The organism is Stenotrophomonas acidaminiphila (assembly GCF_001431595.1).
GTDB lineage: Bacteria > Pseudomonadota > Gammaproteobacteria > Xanthomonadales > Xanthomonadaceae > Stenotrophomonas > Stenotrophomonas acidaminiphila.
Map to the genome: position 1 here is coordinate 103,854 of NZ_LDJO01000014.1, position 15,863 is coordinate 119,716.

Below are 15,863 nucleotides of genomic sequence, written 5' to 3' on the forward strand. Positions count from 1 at the left end.
CTTCAGTCCCGGTCAGGTGCGGTCGTAGAGCAGGTCCCAGACGCCATGGCCGAGTTTCTGGCCGCGGGTCTCGAAATGGGTCTGTGGGCGCCAGTCCGGGCGCGCCACGCTGCCGCGCGGGCCGGCGCGGTTGGTCAGGCCTGCGGTGGCGTCGAGCACGTCCCACATCTGTTCGGCGTAGTCGGCCCAGTCGGTGGCGCAGTGCAGCAGCCCCCCGGGGCGCAGCTTGCGCACCAGCAGCGCGGCGAACGCCGGCTGCACCAGGCGCCGCTTGTTGTGGCGCTTCTTGTGCCACGGGTCGGGGAAATAGATGCGTACCTCGTCCAGCGCGCCGTCTGCGATCTCCTTCTCCAGCACTTCCACCGCGTCGTGGTGGTAGAGCTTGACGTTGCCGGCATCGTCGTCGGCCAGCGCGTTGAGCAGCCGGCCCACGCCCGGGGCGTGCACTTCGATGCCGATGTAATCCTTGGAGGGGTCGAAGCGCGCGGCATGGCGCAGCGCGGCGCCGTTGCCGAAGCCGATCTCCAGCACCTTGGGCGCGGGGCGGCCGAAGGTGGCATCGAGATCGCGCGGCTCGCCGTTGAAATCGATGCCGAAACGCGGCCAGCGCTCGTCGAACGCGCGCTGCTGGGCCGGGGTGAAGCGGCCCTGGCGCAGCACGAAGCTGCGGATCTCGCGGCGGCCTTCGGTGACGGTGAAGGGCTTGGGCGGCGCCTTGGCGCCGGCGCTGTCGAAGGGGTTGGTCATCAGCCGATCAACCCGTCCACCGGCGAGGATGCGCTGGCGTAGCGCTTGCGCGGGATGCGCCCGGCCAGGAAGGCCTCGCGGCCGGCCTCGACCGCCTTGCGCATGGCGCTGGCCATCAGCACCGGGTTGCGCGCGCCGGCGATGGCGGTGTTCATCAGCACGCCGTCGCAGCCCAGCTCCATGGCGATGGCGGCGTCCGAGGCGGTGCCGACGCCGGCGTCGACGATGATCGGCACCCTGGCGTTCTCGATGATCTCGATCAGGTTGTAGCGGTTCTGGATGCCCAGGCCCGAACCGATCGGCGCGGCCAGCGGCATCACCGCGACGCAGCCGATTTCCTCCAGGCGCTTGCACAGGATCGGGTCGTCGGAGGTGTAGACCATCACCTCGAAACCGTCCTTGACCAGCTGTTCGGCGGCCTTGAGGGTCTGCACCACGTCCGGGTACAGGGTCTTCTGGTCGCCCAGCACTTCGAGCTTGGTCAGATTGTGGCCATCAAGCAGTTCGCGTGCCAGGCGGCAGGTGCGCACCGCGTCCTCGGCGGTATAGCAGCCGGCGGTGTTGGGCAGGATGGCGTAGCGGTCCGGCGGCAGCACGTCGAGCAGGTTCGGCTCGCCGGGGTTCTGGCCGATGTTGGTGCGGCGGATGGCGACGGTGACGATCTGGGCGCCGGCGGCCTCGGTGGCCAGGCGGGTTTCTTCCAGATCCTTGAACTTGCCGGTCCCGGTCAGGAGCCGGGATGCATAACTCTTGCCGGCGATGACCAGCGGATCGGTGGGGACGTGTGCGTTCATGGGGCGATTATCGCGCATCGCGCCAGGCGCCGCCCCGTTTTCCGCTGGCACCATCCCGCGCGGCGGTGGCATCGGTGCTTTCCGGGCGGTGTCGGCACAGGCCTCGCCGGCATCGTCGCGCCGCTGTCCATGCCCGTTGCCGGTCAGCCGCCACCCAGTGCGTGCACGATCTCGACCACGTCGCCCGGGTGCAGTTGCCACTGCTCGTGCCGGCTCCGGGAAACGATTTCGCCGTTGACCTCCACCGCGACGCGGCGTTCGGCCAGGCCTTCTGCGGCCAGCAGGGCGGCCAGGGTCAGCGGTGACGGGAGCTGGCGGGTTTCGCCATTGAGCTGGATATCCATGCCGTCATTCTCGCCAGCACGGCCGTAAAAGCCCAGCCCATGCGGCAGTGCAGCGTGAGCCAGCCGTGGGGCGGTGAAAAACTAGTTCCATGCGGCAGCGTACGCTGTCGTCTTCCTCGTCCGTGCAGGAGTCTCCCCATGCGTGTCACTTCCCGTCCACTGCGCACCGCGCTCACCCTGGCGCTGGCCGCCGCCGCCGTTCCGGCAATGGCGCAGTCCCCGTTCTCGAGGACCGTTTTCTTCGGCGACAGCCTGACCGATACCGGCTACTTCCGTCCCATCCTGGTGCAGGTCAATCCCGGCGCCTCGGCCGCCGGCCGCTTCACCACCAACCCCGGCTGGGTCTGGTCCGACTACCTGGCCAACTACTACGGCACCAATGCCCAGCCCAACGGCAACGGCCAGGTGGGCGACAACTACGCTGCCGGCGGCGCGCGCGTGGACGTGGATGTCGGCAATCCGCTGAGCCCGCTGCTGCCGCCGATTCCGTCGCTCAAGAGCCAGCTCAACAGCTACCTGGCGGCCAATGGCGGTCGCGCCGATGCCAATGCGCTCTACACCGTGTGGGGCGGCGCCAACGACGTGTTCGCGGTGGCCGGCGGCGCACCGGCGCAGGCCACCATCGGCGCGGCGGTCGCCAGCCAGGTGGGCATGGTCGCCACGCTCAAGGCGGCCGGCGCCCAGTACGTGATGGTGCCCAGCCTGCCCGACATCGGCCTGACCCCGGCCTCGCGCGCCGGTGGCCCGGTGGCGATGGCGCAGGGCACCGCGCTGGCCAAGGCCTACAACGACGCGCTGTTCGGCGGCTTGAAGCAGGCCGGCCTGCAGGTCATCCCGATCGACACCTTCGGCATCCTGCAGGAAATCGTCGCCAACCCGGGGGCATACGGCTTCAGCAACGTCTCCGGTACCGCGTGCCAGCCGCAGGTCACCGCCCAGTCGCTGACCTGCACCCCGCTGAACTACGTCACCCCCAACGCCGCCGATACCTATGTATTCGCCGATGGCGTGCACCCGACCACCGCTGCCCACCAGATCCTCGGGCAGTATTCGATCTCGGTGCTCGAGGGCCCGCGCCTGCAGCAGGTGCTGACCCATTCGGCGCAGACCACCGGCCGTGCGCGTGCCGCCCAGGTGGGCGGCCATCTCGCGGGCCGTCCGGCCGACGGCATGAGCTGGTGGGGCAACGTGCGCGGCGACATGCAGCGCTACGACCATGCCAACCTCTACGACGGCATGGCGCCGGCCGGCCTGTTCGGCATCGACTGGGCGCGCGACGGCATGGTGGTCGGCGGCTTCGCCGGCTACGGCCGGATGGACGCGGACTTCGGCAACAGCATGGGCGATTTCACCCAGTCCGATACCACCCTGGGCGTGTTTGCCGGCTGGTATGGCGACCGTGCCTGGGTCAACGGGCAGGCCAGCTACAGCTGGCTGGGCTATGACGTGACCCGCAAGGTGCAGCTGGGCCCGGCTACCCGCGAGCACAAGGGGTCGCCCGACGGCAGCAACCTGGCCGTCGCGCTCGATGCCGGCTATGAATTCGGGCAGCAGGGCGGCTTCCGCCACGGCCCGGTGGCCGGAGTGGTGTGGCAGAAGGTCAAGCTGGACGGCTACCTGGAGAGCAACCCCAGCGCCACCGCACTGGGCTATGGCAGTCAGAACGTGGATTCCACCGTCGGCCGCATCGGCTGGCAGGCACGTTTCGACGGCGGCAGCGTCCACCCCTACGTGCAGGTCACCTACGACCATGAGTTCGAGGATGGCGGCAAGCAGACCAGCGCCTGGCTGCAGACCATGGCCGACGTAGGTGCCTACAAGGTTCCGGGGCTGCAGTTCGACCGCAACTACGCCACCGCGGTGCTGGGTGCGCGGATGGACCTGTGGGGGCTGCAGAGCAATATCGGCGTGAGCACCACCGCGGGCCAGAAGTCGGCACGCGACGCCACGCTGTTCGCCACGTTCAGCGGCGGATTCTGAGCCGGCCGCGGCGGGTTGCAGGGCGGTGCCGCATCCCGGCGCCGTCCCTGTCCCGGACGGGCATCGGGCCTGCGCGCTGCAGATTGGCATTGCGCGGCAGGCCCCGGTCCACATAGACTGCGCATCGCCGCGCGGGTGTAGCTCAATGGTAGAGCAGAAGCTTCCCAAGCTTACGACGAGGGTTCGATTCCCTTCACCCGCTCCATCTTCCACGTGCCGCACAGGCACCGAGGCGGCAGCCCAGGGCAGGGCGTGATGTCCCGGCCTGTCTTCCAGGCCCCGCGATGAAGCTCGCCATCCTCTCCCGCAACAGCAAGCTGTACTCGACCCGCCGTCTGGTCGAGGCGGCACGCGCGCGCGGCCACACCGTGCGCATCCTCGACCCGCTGCGCTGCTACATGCGCATCAACGCGGGCGATTTCAGCATGCACTACAAGGGCCGGCCGCTGTCCGGCTTCGATGCGGTGATCCCGCGCATCGGCGCCTCCATCACCCGCTATGGCACCGCGGTGCTGCGCCAGTTCGAAATGATGGGCACGCGCACGCCCAATCCGTCCGACGCGATCCTGCGCGCACGCGACAAGCTGCGCGCGCACCAGGTGCTGGCTGCCAAAGGCATCGACATGCCGGTGACGGTGTTCGGCGACAACCCGGACGATACCCATGACCTGCTGTCCATGCTGGGGCCGCCGCCGCACGTGGTGAAGCTCAGCGAGGGCACCCAGGGCCGCGGGGTGATCCTCACCGAAAAGCTCAGTGCGTCCAAGGGCACGGTGGAGGCGCTGCGCGGGCTGTATGCCAACTTCCTGGTACAGGAGTTCATCGCCGAGGCCCAGGGCGCGGACCTGCGCTGCCTGGTCGTGGGCGACCAGGTGGTCGCGACCATGCGCCGCCAGGCCCAGGATGGCGATTTCCGCTCGAACCTGCATGCCGGCGGCAGTGCCGGCCCGGTGGTCTGCAGCCGGGCCGAGCAGCAGGTCGCGGTGCGTTCGGCCAAGGCCCTGGGGCTGGGCATCGCCGGGGTGGACATGATCCGCTCCCGGCGCGGGCCGCTGGTGCTCGAGGTGAACTCCACCCCCGGCCTGGAGGGCATCGAGAGCGTCTCCGGTGGCGACGTCGCCGGGCGGATGATCGACTACGTGGTCAACCTCAGGCGCTGAGCCCGGATTCCGAATTGCTTGCACGGATTTAACGGGTCTTTAATTCCCCGGGTCCTACGCTTGCCCCACTGCGACCAGCCCTCCTCAGCGGGTCCGGTGATCGGGAATCTTCAGGCCCTGGCGGTGTTTGCCGGGGCCTTGTTTTTATTTGCTACAGTGGGCCGAATCAGGGAGAGATTTTCCATGTTGCCAAGACTGCTGTTGTCGCTCGTTTTCATGGCGCCCATCGTTGCGGCCGCCGGGCAGCCGGAACTGCCGTTGCAGACCACGTCTGATTTCCAGGTCCAGCAGGCCAAGGTCCGTTCGGACCTGCTCGCCGGAGAGATCTACAGCGAGATAACGGCTTCGGACCGCGAGCGCGTGATCGCGGCACTTGACCGCATGTCGGGAGTGATCGGCGATGGCAGTATCGACCGCCTGTCGCCCGAGAGGAAAGTGCAGGTGTTCAACGACCAGGAGCTGGTCAACGGCGTTCTGGCCAAGGCGCGTGCCGATAGCCGCCTGATCTGCAAGCGGGAAAAGCCCGTGGGCTCGCAGATGGCCACCAGGCAGTGCTTCACCGTGGCGCAACGCGAGCGCATGAAGAACGATTCTGACCGTTTCATGAGGTCCGTGCAGGGTGGCAAGGATGCGAAGGTCGGTAACTGAGCTGCCGGTAGTCGGTGGCGCTGGCATTCCGTTATGCCGATTGTGAGAATTTAATGATTGCTGTGCTGTAATCCTTAGCGTGATGGTGTTGCGCCATCTTGCACTTCCAAGACAAAGGTACCTGCACACGTGCGCATTCTCGTAATCGAAGACAACAGCGACATCGCGGCCAACCTGGGGGACTACCTTGAAGACCGCGGGCATACCGTGGATTTCGCGGCCGACGGTGTGACCGGCCTGCACCTGGCGGTCGTGCACGATTTCGATGCGATCGTGCTCGACCTGAACCTGCCGGGCATGGATGGCATCGAGGTCTGCCGCAAGCTGCGCAACGACGCGCGCAAGCAGACCCCGGTGCTGATGCTCACCGCGCGCGACTCGCTGGACAACAAGCTGGCCGGGTTCGACTCCGGTGCCGATGACTACCTGATCAAGCCGTTCGCGCTGCAGGAAGTCGAGGTGCGGCTCAACGCGCTGTCGCGCCGCGGCAAGGGCGGGCATACCCGCGTGTTGGAGACAGGCGACCTGGAGTACAACCTTGACACGCTCGAGGTGCGCCGCCAGGGCAAGCTGCTGCAGCTCAATCCGACCGCGCTGAAGATCCTGCAGGCATTGATGGAAGCCTCGCCGGCGGTGGTCACCCGGCAGGAGCTGGAAACCCGGGTGTGGGGCGAGGAACTGCCCGATTCGGACTCCCTGCGCGTGCATATCCACGGCCTGCGCGCGGTGGTGGACAAGCCGTTCAACGCGCCGATGATCCAGACCCGCCATGGCATTGGATACCGGATCGCCGCACCCGATGTCTGAAAACGCCGCGCCGGCGGTCGTCCGCAAGCAGGGGCGGTATCGGCGGCGCCTGCGCAGCCGCATCATCGTCTCGTTCGTGCTGTTGGGCTTCTGCCTGACGGCATTGTTCGCGTTCGCCACCACCTGGGCACGGACCCGGGTGGAGAACCAGCTTGTCGAAGACGTGATGAACCGCAATCTGGATGCCTCCTGGCAGAGTTACATCCAGAGTGGTGGGCGCGAAGTGGTGGCGCCGGTGCAGCAGATGCGTGCATTCCTGTATCGCCCGGACAAACTGGAAGGGTTGCGCCGCGATTACCCCGAATGGGAACACCTGCAGGACGGGATCCATAATTTCAGCGGCCAGGATGCGGACGGCAAGGCGTTCTCCTACAAGGTCGGGGTACGCAAGACGGACGATGCCTGGTTTTTCGTCGCCTACGACATGAGCCAGTCGGTGCGCGGCGAGCAGCAGCTGAAGCGTGCGCTCTTCCTGTCCGTGTTGGTGTTCAGCCTGTTGTCGTGGGTGCTGGGGTGGTGGTCCGCCTCGCGGGTGATGCGACCGGTTTCGGATCTCGCCGCGCGCCTGCAGGCCTATCGTGGAGGCAACAGCCATCCAGAACCCCTTGCGCCGCGCTTCCCCGACGATGAGGTGGGGCAGTTGGCCGTGGCGCTGGACGACTATTCCGCGCGCCTGACCGAAGTGGTGCAGCGCGACCGCGAGTTCAATGCGGACGTGAGCCATGAACTGCGCACGCCGTTGGCGGTGATCCGTGGTGCGACCGAACTGCTGCTCGCGCGCCCGGGCCTGGACGAGAAGATGCTGCAGCGCCTGCAGCGCATCCAGCGTGCCGAGCAGCAGTGCAGCGACCTGATCGGCTCGCTGCTGCTGCTCTCGCGCAACGAACGCGGGCAGGGCAGCAGCAACGTTGCCAAGGTCGCCGAGCAGCTGCTCGAGGCGCACCGGGCACAGCTCGGCGGCAAGCCGCTGGAACTGGCGCTGGAGGGCGGCCGGGACCTGGTGATCGACGCGCCGGAAGCGGCGCTGTCGGTGGCGCTGGGCAACCTGATCGGCAATGCCGTGAAGTACACCCAGGAGGGCCAGGTCCGGGTGCGGGTGCTGGACGACGCGGTCGAAGTGATCGACACCGGCCCCGGGTTGAGCGAGAAGGATGCGGCGAGCCTGTTCCAGCGCGGTTACCGGGGTACCCACGCCGGCCATTCGCAGGGCGGTGGCATCGGCCTGTCCATCGTCAGCCGGCTGTGCGCGCTCTATGGCTGGCAGGTCAGCATCCGGCCCGGGGCCGAACGTGGCGTGGTCGGCCGGCTGACGTTCGCGCCCGCGGACTGAGCGCGCGGGCAACCATCGCGCCGTGCCGCGTCACGGTGGCGGGTTTCCGGCAGCCAGGCGCCGGTACAGGCGATCCAGTGCTTCCACCTGCGGCTGCAGGTGTTCCGGGTGCCCGTCGTTGACGATCACGTCGTCGGCCAGTTCCAGCCGCTGCGCGCGGCTGGCCTGGGCCTGGATCATGCGTGTCGCCAGGGCGGTGTCGATGCTGTCGCGCTGGAGCAGGCGGGCGTGGCGCACCGTTTCGGCGGCGTCGACCACCACGATCCGGTCCAGCCAGGGATAGGTGGCCCGGCCACCGGCTTCGGCCAGCAACGGGACCGCGGCGATGGCATAGGGGCTTTCCGCGGCCTGGCAGGCCTCCCGCACGCGGGTGCGGATGGCCGGGTGGGTGATGGCTTCCAGTGCCCGGCGTTCCTCGTCGTTGCCGAACACGTGCTCGCGCAGTCGTGCCCGGTCGAGCGTGCCGTCGGCCAGCAGCATCGCGCTGCCGAAGCGGCGGCTGATCTGTTCCAGTGCGGGGCTGCCCGGGGCCACGACCTCGCGCGCGGCGACGTCCGCGTCGGCCACCACGATGCCCAGCGCCTCGAAGCGCCGCGTGACCTCGCTCTTGCCCGAGGCGATGCCGCCGGTAAGCCCGACGATGAACCTGCTCATGCGCAGCGGCCCGCCGCCGTGGGGTGGCCGCGGTCGCCGGGCGTGTTCACGCCAGGCCGGCCCACTGCCGGTAAGCGGCGATCATCGGGTCACCCCACATGAAGACCAGCCAGCCGGCGATGGCCAGGTAGGGGCCGAACGGGATGGGCGTGGCGCGGTCGCGTCCGCGCGCGTACAGCCAGACCGAGCCGACGATGGCGCCCACCAGCGAGGACAGCAGGATGATCGGCAGGATGCCCTTCAGTCCGCACCAGGCACCCAGCGCCGCCAGCAGCTTGAAATCGCCGTGGCCCATGCCTTCCTTGCCTGTGATCTGCTTGAACAGCCACCACACGGTCCATAGCGACAGGTAGCCCACCGCGGCACCGATCAGTGCAGGTTTGGTGGGCATGTACAGGTTGTCCATGCTGCCGATCAGTCCCAGCCACATCAGCGGCAGGGTCAGCTGGTCGGGCAGCAGCTGGGTGCGCAGGTCGATGCCGGACAGCGCGATCAGGAAGCAGGTCAGGACGATCGCACCGAAGCCCTGCCAGCCGAAACCGAACTGCCACACGCTGGCCAGCACCAGTACGGCGGTCACCAGTTCAACCAGCGGGTACTGGATGGAGATCGGCGCCTGGCAATGGCGGCAGCGTCCCCGCTGCAGCAGCCAGCTGAACAGCGGGATGTTCTCGTACCAGCTCAGCTTGTGCTTGCAGTGCGGGCAATGCGACGGCTCCACCACCACGCCCGGCGGGGGTGGCTCGTAGATGTCCGGCTCACCGAGGATCTCGCGCGCATCGCGCTTCCATTGCCACTCCATGCGCCGGGGCAGGCGCAGGATCACAACGTTGAGGAAGCTGCCGATCAGCAACCCCAGTCCGGCGGCGGCGGGGTAGCCGATGCCGGGATGCTGGTCGAGAAATGCCATGGGTCAATTATCCAACTACAGAGGCGAGCTTGAAGATGGGCAGATACATGCCGACGACCATGCTGCCGACGACCACACCGATGAACACCATGATCATCGGTTCGATCAGGCTGCTCAAGGCATCGACGGCATTGTTCACTTCCTGCTCGAAGTACTCGGCCACCTTGAACAGCATGGTGTCCAGGGCACCGGCTTCTTCGCCGATGGCGGTCATCTGCACCACCATGTGCGGGAACAGGTTCACCTGCTTCATGGCCATGTTCACCGGGTAGCCCACCGCCACGTCGTCGCGCATGCGGAAGACGGCGTCCTCGTAGGTCTTGTTGCCGGTGGCGCCGGCGACGATGCCCAGCGCTTCGACCAGCGGGACGCCGGCCTTGAACGTCACCGCCGTGGTCCGGGCGAAACGGGCGATGGAGCTGTTGTGCATGATCTGGCCGATCACCGGTACCTTCAGGATCAGCCGGTCCATTGCGTACTGCATCTTAGGAGTGCGCTTGTAGGCGAAGATGGAGCCGCCGACGCCCACGATCACCACCAGCAGGATGAGCCACCACCAGCTGACCATGAAGCGCGATGCCGCCACGATCATCTGGGTGAACACGGGCAGATCGGTACCGAAGCTCTTGAAGATGTCCTCGAACTGAGGGACGACCCACATCAGCAGGACCGCACTGACCAGGATCGCTACCACGATGACCATCGCCGGGTAGAACAATGCCTTCTTGATCTTGCCTTTCAGCGTTTCCAGGTTTTCCTGGTAGTTGGCGATGGTTTCGAGCACGGTTTCCAGCACGCCGGCACCTTCGCCGGCCCGTACCAGGTTGCGGTACAACTCGTCGAATTGCACCGGGTGCTTGCTGATGGCTTCGTACAGCGAGGAGCCGCCTTCCAGGTCGGCGCGGACCTGCCCGACCAGCTTGGCCATGCGTGGGTTCTTATGGCCGCTGCCGATGATCTCCAGCGCGCTCACGATGGGCACGCCGGACTTCATCATCGTCGCCATCTGACGGCTGAAGAAGGCGATGTCCCGGGGTTTGATGGCTTTACCGGCGGCCCCGAACAACGGCTTGGGCTTGGGTTTGACCACCGTGGGGGTGATGCCCTGCTTGCGCAGTTCCGCGCGCAGCAGGTTGGCGTTGCGGGCGTCCTGTTCGCCCTTCATCTTCACGCCCCGCTTGTCGGTCCCCTCCCAGACAAATGGTTGCATCAGGCTGGTGCCGCGTGCGACTGGCTCTTTGTTGTTCACTGCGCTTCGGGTAACAGACATCGCTCTTCTCCCCATCCGGCCGCTCCCCGGGCCGGATAACCACCGCATGGTAACTGGTCCATGGAGGAGCGACATCCTAGTCTTCGGCAAGCGTGTCGATCATCACGCTCCATGTCTGAGGCTGGGCCACCTGGATTCCAGGGAGACGAGCTTGGCGGCCCCTAGGCAACCGGTCGCGACAATTGCAGCACCATGGAGGCTGAGGCAAGGGCGCAATGTGACGCGGTGCGTCACCTTGCCGGGTTTGTCGCAGAATCATCAACGTGGGCTTTTCTTCCCAGTGAATGCTGCCATCATGGCGACCGGGGGACATGGCGGCTGCGGGCATCTTGGCACGTATCCTGCTGTGCAACTCCATACCGGGCGGGCGACGGCCCACCGCGTTTTACCACCAACCTCTAGGGGATGTACCAATGAAGAAGCTGCAGAAGGGCTTTACCCTGATCGAACTGATGATCGTGGTTGCGATCATCGCCATCTTGGCTGCCATCGCGCTGCCTGCCTACAACAACTATCGCGTGCGCGCTGCGGAAGGCGCATGTGCTGCCGAGGCCAAGGCATACATGAACTCGGCCGTGGCAGCCATTCAGGGCGAAATGGGTTCGGTCCCGTCGTTCCCGGCCAAGGCTTGCTCCAGCATAGGCACGGCGTTGACCAGCACCACGATCAGCGGTACCTCGACGTTTACGCCGAAGGACCCGGGCACCAAGACCACCGTTTGCGACAACGCCAGCGCAAGCTGCAACAAGCCGTCCTGATGCTTCTCGTGAGCTAATGTTTCAGGGAAGCCCCTCCAACAATCGAGGGGCTTTCTTTTTGTCCGGGTTTGGATCCGGATGGCCTGATTTTTGCTGGTGCTCCAGTCGACTTTATTCATCCAATCAAGCAGGGGGAAGGTGTCATGTCCAACGGTGAGCGGGGCTTCACTTTGATCGAACTGATGATTGTGGTCGCGATCATCGCCATTCTGGCCGCCATTGCTTTGCCGGCATACAACAGTTATCGCATCAAGGCCGCCGAAGGTGCATGTCAGGCAGAAATGAAAAATTACGCGAATTTCTCCCTTGCCACCATTCAGAACGGAGAGAGTCCGAACTCTGCCCCCAAGAGGGCGTGCAGTCTGGCGGATGATGCGAGCTCCATTGGTGTGAACATCACCGGCACGCCGAAAGCTCCAGGCGTCAAGCTCACCACTTGCGACATGAACACTGGTAACTGCACCGTAGGTTCCTGAGTTTCCGATTGGATTTCGGGAAGAGGCCTTGTCCCGAATGAAATGAATATCCAGAAAGATGGGCGGTATATGTCAGAACCGTCGGCTGGCGTGCTCCCTGCTTCAGGAGGGCGTGTGCTGAAGATGGCCAGAGCGCGGCTCGTGGAGCTTGCAGTAGCGGGATTGTTGGCGGTGTGTCTGGCTCTGCTGAAGGGGCGATATCTTGGTATCGGGCATGACAGCCTCCTGTACCTGGGGCAGGTGCTGGAGTATCTGTACCCAGAGTCCCTCCAGCACGACTTGTTTTTCATCTATGGCAGCCAGGCGTCCTTCACGGTTTTTCCTTGGCTGGTTGCCCGGCTGGCTGAATATGTTGGATATGGAGCCGTCTTTATCTGGCTTTCTGCCATCGGCCTCGGTGCCTTCTGGTTTGCAAGCTGGGGTCTGGTGGTCAGGCTCTTGCCAGGAGAGTCTGGCTTTTACGGTTTGCTGGCTTTGCTCCTGCTTCCTTCCAGCTATGGCGCCTGGGAAATATTCCACTACGCCGAGCCGTTCCTGACTGGCAGAACATTTGCCGAGCCGCTTTCGCTGTTTGCGTTGATGCTGCTGGTTTCGGGGCGTTGCTGGGTGGCAGCCATCGTTGGGCTTGTCGCGGTGGCCATGCACCCATTGCAGGCGTTGCCGGCAGGCGTTGTCGCATGGTTATGGCTGGCAGCAGGAGACCGGCGTTGGTTGCATGCGCTGTGGGCGTTGGCGGGGACGGTCGCATTGGGAGCGCTGGCGCCGCAATGGCATTTCCTGTTCGACGTCATGGATGCCCAGTGGCGCGCGCAGGTGATGCTGCGTAGCGCGCATGTGTTCCTGGGGAACGCCAGTGTCGGCGACTGGTATTACCTGCTGACGGATATGTTCGTCGTAGCGGTGGCCTTCGGGTACGCGCAGGGAGTTCTCCGGCGTTATCTGGGGTCAGTGCTGGTCGCGAGCATAGCCCTGGTTTTGCTCAGCCTTCTGCTGGTCGATGCCCTGCACCTGGCATGGCCGGCGCGCCTGCAGCTTTGGCGGGTGCATTGGCTGTTGCATTGGTCTGCGATGATGGTGCTGCCGTGGTTGGGGTTGGTTATATGGAGTACCTTCAGCTGGCGGCGTATCGGGTTGTTTGCCTGCGTCGTAGCGCTAGGTTTCCTGCCGGGAGCGGCTCATCCACTCACGCCTGGGATCGCGCTGTTGTACCTGGCCTGGCCACGCCTGGAACACCATCTCGGCCCAGGCATTCAAAACATGCTGGTCTTGTCGGTGATGGGAGCGGCGTTCGCCCACGTACTTGGTCAGGCGATTTCGCTGCTGCCTCCATGGCAAGGGGCGATGAGCGGATTCTGGCTTGGCCGCTTGGCTGAGAACCTGATGCCGATATGGCTGGTTCCTGCGGTTGTTGTCGGTATCTGGCTATGGAGAAAGGGCCGGGGCAAAGGGCTGTTGGGGGGAGTGTTGATCATTGGCGGGGGATGCGCGTTCCTGCAATGGGATGGACGGCCGCCGATCCAGCGCGATTTCACCGACATGCAGCCGCAAGAGCCTCCTCCGTTTGGTGTCGAGGTTGCTCCCGATGCCCAGTTGCTTTGGCTGGGGGAGGTGCTGCCAGTGTGGAGCGTGATGAAGCGACCGAGCTATATCAGTTCGCCACAGATGGCGGGAATCGTGTTCAGCCGGCGAACATCAATGGAGGCATTCAGGCGCAAGGAGCAGATGCATGTGCGTGATGGCGGTGGACGGGATTGTCGCTTGGTAGTTCTGCCGGATGAGCCTTACACCCGCTGCAAGCCCGATGAAGCAGCCATCCGCAATGCCTGCGGGCAGGCGGGCGGGGCCTTGGCGTTCGTCGTACTGCCGTACCGCCTGCGTAGTGCTCCAGTTGGGACGTGGGTGCCATCGCGGAGGAACGCTGGGGCGTATCATCTCTACGCCTGCAAAAACCTGCTTGTGCAGGGTACGGGGAGTGGGGAGTGAAGAAGTTCTGGGGACGTATCGCGGACCATGACTTGGTCCGTTATCTGATCGCATCGTTGGTGGCGTTGGCGATGGACATGGCCGTGCTGTCATGTGGCCTCAGGCTGTTCCATCTGGCGCTGGGATGGGCTGCCACGTCAGGTTTCGTTGCCGGTGCTATTACCGCATACCTGCTGAGCATCAGGTGGGTGTTCCGGCAACGCGTGCTGGAGCGCGCGCCGATGGTTGAATTCCTCAGTTTCGTGGGCATCGGTGTGGCGGGACTGGGTGTCACCCAGATGGTCCTATGGCTGGGAGCCACGAAGCTGGGATTGCTGCCGGAGATGGTGAAGCTGGCTGCTGCAGGCGCGACCTTTGCCTTCAATTATCTGGCCCGCAGATCGCTGCTGTTCATGGCCCGCTCGCGTATCATCGCCGGCGGGGAGAATCTGGTGTAAGCATGCATTCAATCATCATTGTAGGCGGTGGTCCCGCTGGTCTTACCGCTGCGCTCGAACTGCAGGACGCGGGCATTGAGGACATCACCATCATCGAAGCCGATGCGCAGGTAGGTGGCATCTCGCGTACCGTAGCGCACCATGGCAACCGCATCGACATCGGCGGCCATCGCTTTTTTTCCAAATCCGACTGGGTGATGGGCTGGTGGAGGAGCCTGATGCCGGTTGCTTCGCCTGCCGAGCTTGGGGGCGCGCGAGAACTGCGCTACCAAGGAAGCAGCGCCACGATCCCCGTGGCTACCGCTAGCGAAGCGGATGACGAAGTGCTGCTGCTTCGTACCCGGCTGTCACGGATCTATTTCAACAAGCAGTTTTTCGATTATCCGCTCAAACTCAATCTCGAGACATTGCTCAAGCTCGGGCCGTGGAAGACTTTCACTTTCGGCATGAGCTATGTATGGGCTCGTGTCAATCCGCGTCGCCCCGAGGCGTCACTTGAGGACTTCCTGGTCAACCGTTTCGGCCGCATGCTGTATCGCCAGTTCTTCAAGGAGTACACGGAAAAGGTCTGGGGAGTCCCATGCGGCGAGATCAGTGCGGCCTGGGGTGCACAGCGCATCAAGAGCCTTTCCATACTCAAGGCCGTACTTCACGCGCTGCGTCGGATGGTGGGAGCTGGTGGGGATGCTGAGCAGACCTCCCTGATCGAGAGCTTCTTGTATCCCAAGTATGGTCCAGGACAGATGTGGGAGACGGCGGCGCAACGCTTCATGGCGCGAGGCGGCAAGTTGTTGATGCAAAGTCGCGTAGACCAGGTTGATATCGTGGATGGGCAAGTACGTGGCGTGGCGTATCGCGATGTGAACGATGTCAGTCATGTGCTGCCCTGTAGCCATCTGCTTTCTACGATGCCCATCAAGGAGTTGGTGCAAGCTTCAGTCGGAGCATGGACGCAGGAGGTGCGCGATATCGCCTGCAATCTTTCCTATCGCGATTTCATCACTGTGGGGCTTCTGTATCCCCGTGATGCCATGCCGCGCCGACTGGATGACAACTGGATATACATCCAGGAGCCGGGAGTGAATGTCGGTCGGGTACAGATATTCAACAACTGGAGTCCATACATGGTGGCTGACGAATCCACCCTGTGGCTGGGACTTGAGTTTTTCTGCAGAGAGAGCGATGCGCTGTGGAGCATGGATGATGACGCACTGAAGGCGATGGCCCAGCAGGAGATGGTAAAGATCGGTCTGGTGAATGCAGATGTGGCCATGGATGCCGTGGTGCTGCGTGTTCCCAAGGCATATCCCGGCTATTTCGGTGAGGCCTACAGGCATTTCGATCGGTTGCAAGCTGCGCTTGATGCGGTGCCGAACCTGTACCTGATGGGGCGCAACGGCATGCATCGCTACAACAACCAGGATCATTCGATGCTGACCGCGCGCGAGGCTGCCAGGCAGATCGCGTGCGGTGAAATCGACAAGGCGAAGATATGGGCCATCAACGTGGATGACGAGTACCACGAAGAAAAGTAAGTGCTGCCTTTCCTCATGTGGCGAAAATAA

16 protein-coding genes and 1 tRNA gene are annotated in these 15,863 nt (G+C 64.5%); 11 read left to right on the top strand and 6 right to left on the bottom strand.

The annotated features are described in order from the left end of the window. Window positions 1-12: 12 nt before the first annotated feature. The 3 genes from trmB to thiS form a co-directional block, all read right to left on the bottom strand. Complete coding sequence (trmB, locus tag ABB33_RS03930) at window positions 13-747, bottom strand: tRNA (guanosine(46)-N7)-methyltransferase TrmB (RefSeq protein ID WP_056931219.1); 735 nt, start codon at window positions 745-747, stop codon at window positions 13-15. Next, window positions 747-1,541, bottom strand: a complete 795-nt coding sequence (locus tag ABB33_RS03935) for a thiazole synthase (protein WP_056931220.1) — start codon at window positions 1,539-1,541, stop codon at window positions 747-749. Before ABB33_RS03935 ends, trmB begins: the two co-directional genes overlap by 1 nt. 143 nt (window positions 1,542-1,684) lie before the next feature. Continuing rightward, window positions 1,685-1,885 carry a sulfur carrier protein ThiS gene (gene thiS, locus ABB33_RS03940; RefSeq protein WP_056931221.1) on the bottom strand — a complete coding sequence of 67 codons (201 nt, stop codon included), beginning with the start codon at window positions 1,883-1,885 and terminating at the stop codon, window positions 1,685-1,687. A gap of 138 nt (window positions 1,886-2,023) precedes the next feature. Between thiS and ABB33_RS03945 the strand changes: the two genes are divergently transcribed. From ABB33_RS03945 to ABB33_RS03970, 6 genes are all read left to right on the top strand, one after another. Then, window positions 2,024-3,865 (top strand): autotransporter domain-containing esterase, encoded by a 1,842-nt coding sequence (locus ABB33_RS03945; RefSeq protein WP_056931222.1) that lies wholly within the window; start codon window positions 2,024-2,026, stop codon window positions 3,863-3,865. Window positions 3,866-3,996: 131 nt separating this feature from the next. Then, window positions 3,997-4,070: transfer RNA gene (locus ABB33_RS03950), tRNA-Gly, on the top strand. A 79-nt stretch (window positions 4,071-4,149) separates the two neighbouring features. Continuing rightward, window positions 4,150-5,025, top strand: coding sequence for a 30S ribosomal protein S6--L-glutamate ligase (gene rimK / locus ABB33_RS03955; protein WP_056931223.1), 876 nt, complete (start codon window positions 4,150-4,152; stop codon window positions 5,023-5,025). A 183-nt stretch (window positions 5,026-5,208) separates the two neighbouring features. After that, window positions 5,209-5,673 carry a hypothetical protein gene (locus ABB33_RS03960; RefSeq protein WP_192301407.1) on the top strand — a complete coding sequence of 155 codons (465 nt, stop codon included), beginning with the start codon at window positions 5,209-5,211 and terminating at the stop codon, window positions 5,671-5,673. 129 nt (window positions 5,674-5,802) lie between these two features. After that, window positions 5,803-6,480 carry a response regulator transcription factor gene (locus ABB33_RS03965; RefSeq protein ID WP_056931224.1) on the top strand — a complete coding sequence of 226 codons (678 nt, stop codon included), beginning with the start codon at window positions 5,803-5,805 and terminating at the stop codon, window positions 6,478-6,480. Further along, window positions 6,473-7,810: a sensor histidine kinase gene (locus tag ABB33_RS03970; protein WP_056931225.1), complete on the top strand. Its 1,338-nt coding sequence runs from the start codon at window positions 6,473-6,475 to the stop codon at window positions 7,808-7,810. The genes ABB33_RS03965 and ABB33_RS03970 overlap by 8 nt, the downstream gene beginning before the upstream one ends. Window positions 7,811-7,840: 30 nt before the next feature. On the opposite strand, the gene coaE is transcribed toward ABB33_RS03970, so the two are convergent. The 3 genes from coaE to ABB33_RS03985 are packed head-to-tail and all read right to left on the bottom strand — an operon-like array spanning window position 7,841 to window position 10,644. Further along, window positions 7,841-8,464 (bottom strand): dephospho-CoA kinase, encoded by a 624-nt coding sequence (coaE, locus tag ABB33_RS03975; RefSeq protein WP_056931226.1) that lies wholly within the window; start codon window positions 8,462-8,464, stop codon window positions 7,841-7,843. 46 nt (window positions 8,465-8,510) lie between these two features. Next, on the bottom strand, window positions 8,511-9,374 hold the full coding sequence (locus ABB33_RS03980) for a prepilin peptidase (protein ID WP_056931227.1): 864 nt from the start codon (window positions 9,372-9,374) through the stop codon (window positions 8,511-8,513). Window positions 9,375-9,381: 7 nt separating this feature from the next. Next, the gene (locus ABB33_RS03985; protein WP_056931228.1) at window positions 9,382-10,644 is read right to left on the bottom strand and encodes a type II secretion system F family protein; all 1,263 of its coding nucleotides are present in this window, start codon (window positions 10,642-10,644) and stop codon (window positions 9,382-9,384) included. A gap of 413 nt (window positions 10,645-11,057) precedes the next feature. Between ABB33_RS03985 and ABB33_RS19265 the strand changes: the two genes are divergently transcribed. From ABB33_RS19265 to ABB33_RS04005, 5 genes are all read left to right on the top strand, one after another. Further along, window positions 11,058-11,402, top strand: coding sequence for a prepilin-type N-terminal cleavage/methylation domain-containing protein (locus ABB33_RS19265; protein WP_056931229.1), 345 nt, complete (start codon window positions 11,058-11,060; stop codon window positions 11,400-11,402). Window positions 11,403-11,545: 143 nt separating this feature from the next. Beyond that, window positions 11,546-11,878: a prepilin-type N-terminal cleavage/methylation domain-containing protein gene (locus tag ABB33_RS19255; protein ID WP_082594978.1), complete on the top strand. Its 333-nt coding sequence runs from the start codon at window positions 11,546-11,548 to the stop codon at window positions 11,876-11,878. A 114-nt stretch (window positions 11,879-11,992) separates the two neighbouring features. Further along, window positions 11,993-13,861 carry a hypothetical protein gene (locus ABB33_RS03995; protein WP_152984950.1) on the top strand — a complete coding sequence of 623 codons (1,869 nt, stop codon included), beginning with the start codon at window positions 11,993-11,995 and terminating at the stop codon, window positions 13,859-13,861. Beyond that, the gene (locus ABB33_RS04000; protein ID WP_056931231.1) at window positions 13,858-14,298 is read left to right on the top strand and encodes a GtrA family protein; all 441 of its coding nucleotides are present in this window, start codon (window positions 13,858-13,860) and stop codon (window positions 14,296-14,298) included. Before ABB33_RS03995 ends, ABB33_RS04000 begins: the two co-directional genes overlap by 4 nt. Window positions 14,299-14,300: 2 nt before the next feature. Continuing rightward, a complete protein-coding gene (locus ABB33_RS04005) occupies window positions 14,301-15,833 on the top strand; it encodes an NAD(P)/FAD-dependent oxidoreductase (RefSeq protein ID WP_056931232.1) in 1,533 nt (510 codons plus the stop codon). The last annotated feature ends 30 nt before the right edge of the window (window positions 15,834-15,863 follow it).